At 74.6% G+C, this 2206-nt stretch carries 1 protein-coding gene; it reads left to right on the top strand.

The window, feature by feature from the left end; genetic code table 11:
- The first annotated feature begins 1465 nt into the window (after positions 1 to 1465).
- The gene (locus IG74_RS54045; protein ID WP_234334683.1) at positions 1466 to 1972 is read left to right on the top strand and encodes a hypothetical protein; all 507 of its coding nucleotides are present in this window, start codon (positions 1466 to 1468) and stop codon (positions 1970 to 1972) included.
- Positions 1973 to 2206 lie beyond the last annotated feature (234 nt).

The following is a 2206-nucleotide window of genomic DNA, read 5'->3' as shown; positions in this document are numbered from 1 at the left end:
GTCGTCATCCGTCGGGGGCGGGGTGGCCGTTTCCCGCCCCCGCCCCCCGTCCCTGGGCGTGCCCGCGGCCCCGTCCCGCCCCCCCCGGGGCCCGCTCCCGGCCCCGGGTCTGCTCCCGGTCCTGGACTTGCTCCCGGTGCTGGGCTTGTCCGCGGATCCGGCCTCGGGCTTGCTCCCGGTGCTGGGCTTGTCCGCGGATCCGGCCTCGGCTCCCGGGCCCGGAATTGGACTTGCTCGGCTCCCGGACCCGCACTTGGACTCGGCTCCCGCACTTGGACTTGGCTCCCGGGCCCGGACTTGGCTTCCGGACTTGGACTCGGCTCCCGGGGGAGGGCCAGGGGCAGGGCCCGGTCTCGTCTCCCGGTTCTGCTCTGCTTTCGCGTTCGTCTCGCGTTCCGGCTCGTCCTCGCAAGGGCCCGTTCGCCCGGTGTGGTCGGGAATGCCCTGCTGTCGTGGATGCCCTGATGGGAGGGAGGTGGGGCTGGTCGGGATGGTGTGGGAGCTGTGGCTGGGTTCCGGGGTTGTCTGCGGGTTCGTGTGTGCGGGCGTCGTCGTGGAGCGGCCGGTTGTCGGTGGCGGGCGGGGAGTCCGTCTGCGGGCCCGGTGCTTCGCGTGCGGTGACGTGGCGCGCTCCCGTGCTTCCTTTCGGGTGTTCGCCGGGCGGATGCCGGCGCTGATGGGCTGCTGTGCAGGGCGGGCCGGGTTCCTGGTGGTGGTGTTGACCGGTGTGGTCCTGTTTCTGGGTGGCCGGCCGGGTGCCCGGTTGGTCGGCCGGGTGGCTGTGGGGGTGTGCGAGGAGGCGATGCTGCGGCGGATGAGGGTGCTGCCCGGGCGGGGTACGGGTCCCGTCGGGGGCGTCCGTGTCGATGGGTTCGCGCTGCGCCGCAGGCGGAAGAACGTGGCGATCCTGATCGACTTGGCCCCCCGGCCGGCCCGTCGGTGTCCTCGCGGGCCTGGCCGGGCTGCTGTCCGCGAGTCCGGGTGGTCTGCTGTGGCCGTGCCGGGGGCCTTTCGTGGCGGTGTGTGTGCCGGAGTATCCCGGGCCAGCGGGTGGCTGGCCGTGGGTGTCTCCTCCATGGCCTGGCCTGGCCGGGGTTGTGGAGTGCATCGTCGGCTGATGCCGTGCGCGGCCTGGGTGAACTGCTGGTGTTGTCGGCCGCTGTCCGGCTCGGGGGCGGGGTGGCCGCTGGTGAAACCCGGCCTCCACGGCCGACCGTGCCCATGGGTCATGCGGGCCCGGGAGCGGTACCGGCAGGTCCGCGGGCGGATCGCGCGCGGCAACCGTGTCCGTGCCGTCGGCTGCGGACTCCGCCTCGGTGGCGGCGCCGTCCTGTGTTTCGCCGGGGCCGCCGCGTCGGGGAGTTCCTCGGTGCGGCGATCCGCTGCCCCGGCGCGATCGATGATGACCGGCTCTGCCTGCGCCAGCGCTGGGGGAAGGCTGTACCCGCGCCTGCGCCCTGGTGGCGTGCGGGACCCGGTAACTCGGCTGCCGCAGCGGCATCAGCACGGTCTGCCGCCGGTTGCGGGCCTGTGCGCCGGAGTGGTTCCGGCGGGTGCCCCGCTGCCGCATCTGGCTGTTTGCCGCGTCACCGGCTGGATCGTGCGCGGGCCCGAACATCGCACGGAGGCTGAGTGCAAGTGCCTGTGCAGCCTGTGCGGTCGTGGTCCCGCACTGGCCGTGCCCGCTGCGTGCGCCCGTGCTCTGGCCGTGATGTGGTGCGGGCGGCGCGCCGGGCGTCTGGCCCTCGGGGCGGGGCTGGCCGGTGTCCGGCTCGGCGGACGGCGTGAACTCCGCATGCTGGCCGGCGGTGTGGGCCGCGGCCGCGCCGCCGTCCTTGCCGCTCTCACCGCCCCCCTCCGCGCATCGGGAGCGGTCGGGGGCGGTGTCACCGGGATCGGGCTGCTGAGGGGACTGATGTGCGGCCGGGCCGATGTCGACCTGCTGCGGGGCCGCATCCTGCTGTCGTCATGATCAGCCCGGCACTGCCCCCCCCAAATCGGCGGCAGGGAACGGAAATCTTGGGGGACCCGGTCCGGGCTGGCCGCTGGCCGCTGTCCGGGCCCGGGGTCGGGGGTGGCGCTGGTGTTGCGTGCGGTGGCCTGTGGTTTGCCGGGGTGCCGGGGCGGGGTCTTGGGGTGGCGGGCCGGGGTGTGTCGTCTGGCTGGCGGCCGGTGTCGTGTGGCTGGTGGCTGGTGGGGGTGGGTG

The organism is Streptomyces sp. NRRL B-1347 (assembly GCF_000720325.1).
Taxonomy (GTDB): domain Bacteria; phylum Actinomycetota; class Actinomycetes; order Streptomycetales; family Streptomycetaceae; genus Streptomyces.
This window is presented reverse-complemented; position numbering and strand designations above follow the sequence as displayed.